Source organism: Lutimonas sp. (assembly GCF_051011215.1).
GTDB lineage: Bacteria > Bacteroidota > Bacteroidia > Flavobacteriales > Flavobacteriaceae > Lutimonas.
Genome location: NZ_JBPCUJ010000138.1, coordinates 1 through 2635, shown reverse-complemented (window position 1 = coordinate 2635; position 2635 = coordinate 1). Strand labels below are relative to the sequence as shown.

Sequence of the window (2635 nt, the reverse complement as noted above, 5' to 3'; positions counted from 1 at the left end):
CCTTAAATGAATGGTGCAGCTATGAATTCAATACGGTTTTTAAAAAGGAAAATACAGAAGTGAGAATAGTATTTGAAACCTCTGTTCCCAGTTCAATTACATTGGTTAACACAGCTTTACCATATGATGAATCAAAAGGGCTTACAAATGTTGAATATATATCAACATTCCATAAAAGCTCTTTTGAGATAATTAAAGGAAGGCTAAAAGAAAAAGAGAAAAAATAACGCTCTACAACAACGCCTATCTACTTGGCCTGACCAGGCCAAGTAAATGACAAAATACAAATGGCAAGTACCAAATTGGAATTTGTCATTTGTCATTTGTCATTTGTTCACCTCTGGTGAACAGCCAGGACCGTTAGCCACAATATATCAGAACGCTCTACACAAATGAACAATATAGAAATCAGGTTAGCCAAAAAAGAAGATGCCCAATGTATTGCTCTTCTTGGGAGAATTACATTTACCGAAACTTTTGGACATTTTTTTAGAGATAAACAAGATTTGCTCGATTACTACAATTTGACATTTTCGGTTGAAAAAATTGAAGATGGAATTGAGAAACCAAACAATGTCTTCTGGATAGCTTTTGTAAACCGATTACCTATTGGATATGCAAAACTTAAATTAAATTCCAAATCAGAATTTATGGAATCAAAGAACACTTGCCAACTTCAGAAAATCTATGTTTTGAAAGACTTTTTATCAATGAAAATTGGATTTGAATTGCAAAATCTTCTCTTGAAAAAAGCAAAAGAATTAGAATTTAATAAGGTTTGGCTTTCTGTACTTAACAGCAACGAGCGAGCAATAAATTTTTACAAAAAAAACGGATTTGAAAAAATTGGAAATCACGATTTTCAAATTGGAAAAGAAAATTTTGAATTTATTGCAATGAAAAAAGAACTATAAAATACAGTGGCTAACAATGGCTATAATTCATTATGGCTTTAGTGTAAAAAATAAAATATTAACATAAAATACAGCTGATTTCATAAGCGGAATAATCCTGTGGATGATTCCACAACGAAATCATACACAAACACGTTAGCTCTAATTTAGCGTTTGCTGTATTTCTTCATCAGATACCATGTGACAAATCCAGGGATAATTAATGCCTGCCATGAGAAAAATAATAATTGTTCCCATCCACTTAAATCAGCACCTTCCCCGTCTGGAATAAATAACGAACTACCTATTGGACCAGCGGAAAAAACAACAATACTAACCACAATCCATCCAAAATGCAGTCCTAGTGGGGCATATAATGATTTAGTTTTGGCAAATGCATAAGCAAACATCCAACCTCCTGCTCCTGTTAGCAGAAACACATAAATCATTGGTATTAGACCACGTCCGAACATTTGATAACTAAACCAATGGTAAATTCCGAAGGCCGATGCACTAATAATACATGCCCAACTAATCCCTAATCTTTTAATCAGCAGATACAACAATGCACCTCTAAAAATAAGTTCTTCGAAAAGGGCAGCTTTTAACGTCCACCATATTCCGTTTATGCTCTCCCAAAGTCCGTAATCTGAATTTTGTACATAATTAAAATCTTTAAAATAGGACTGACCTAATAAATTAATAGTGCAAAACATTGCCATAAAAATCAAGCCAACAGAAAGTTCTATTAATCGTCTGTTATTCGGTAGTATCCCTAAAACAATAATGTGTTCTTTTGAAAATAGCCAAAGAATCAACCATGAGAGAGCCAAAACAACAATTACACCTAACAAATTCCTTAAATGATTATAATATCTGCCTAATATACTCCTATTAATCCAGTCCTATTCCAATATAAACTAGAGCTAACAACGCCTATAGCCCATTGCTGGTCGTGGCCAGCACAAATTCCAAATGACAAATCCCAAATTCCAATAGGGACTAAAATTCAGTATCTTAGAATATAAATTAAAATTTCGCCTAGGCTTGTGCTTTAAAGCACCGGGCCATAGCCGTGGGCGTTATACACAAGCCTAAAAGATGACACAATAATCATAAGACTTGGAAACACAGATAAAAAATGTATAAAAATATTGAGCGAGTAATAGTAATAGTAAGCTTCGTTGCAGTTGGCATTTATCTAATCTCAGCAACCGGGATTATTCCATTACCAATTGCGATAGCCAGAACTGCATTCTTTTTACTAGGCCCGTTTGCAATAATAGGTATTACTTCATTGGCATCGTCATATACACCTCATGAGGATTACAAACTGATTCAGCATTTTGGTCATATATTCATTGTAATTGCATTTGGGCTATTTACAACTATGTTAGTAGTCCAACAAGCTGGATTTTCATTTTATGAATCGAACAAGGAGTTTATAACTAATGCAAAAGAAATTTTTAGAATAATCAATTCAGTTCAACTAGGTATAGATATTTCTTTTGATATTTTTTATTGTTTGGGTATTCTATTCTTTTCATTTAGTTTTCTAAAACTCAAAGGATTGGGGCTTTTAGTAGGAATTATTGGCGTAATAACTTCAATGGGCTTGCTGAGTTTAAATCTGATAACCTTCCCTATTCCTCCTGCAGAATCAGGATTAATTGATCTAGGTCCATTTTCAATTATTTGGTGGGTTCTTGTAGCTATTTATATTGAAAGAATTCATAACAAAC

4 protein-coding genes are annotated in these 2635 nt (G+C 33.4%); 3 read left to right on the top strand and 1 reads right to left on the bottom strand.

Annotated elements, in window-relative coordinates; translation table 11 throughout:
• Both ACR2MV_RS13530 and ACR2MV_RS13525 read left to right on the top strand, forming a co-directional pair.
• Positions 1-227: hypothetical protein (locus ACR2MV_RS13530; protein WP_434022501.1), on the top strand; the 227-nt coding region annotated here is incomplete at its 5' end.
• 165 nt (positions 228-392) lie between these two features.
• Positions 393-914 carry a GNAT family N-acetyltransferase gene (locus tag ACR2MV_RS13525; RefSeq protein WP_434022500.1) on the top strand — a complete coding sequence of 174 codons (522 nt, stop codon included), beginning with the start codon at positions 393-395 and terminating at the stop codon, positions 912-914.
• A 146-nt stretch (positions 915-1060) separates the two neighbouring features.
• On the opposite strand, the gene ACR2MV_RS13520 is transcribed toward ACR2MV_RS13525, so the two are convergent.
• Positions 1061-1747, bottom strand: a complete 687-nt coding sequence (locus tag ACR2MV_RS13520) for a lysostaphin resistance A-like protein (protein ID WP_434022498.1) — start codon at positions 1745-1747, stop codon at positions 1061-1063.
• A 287-nt stretch (positions 1748-2034) separates the two neighbouring features.
• Here ACR2MV_RS13520 and ACR2MV_RS13515 point away from each other — a divergent pair.
• Positions 2035-2635, top strand: a 601-nt coding sequence (locus tag ACR2MV_RS13515; RefSeq protein WP_434022497.1) for a hypothetical protein, incomplete at its 3' end; no start/stop codon positions are given.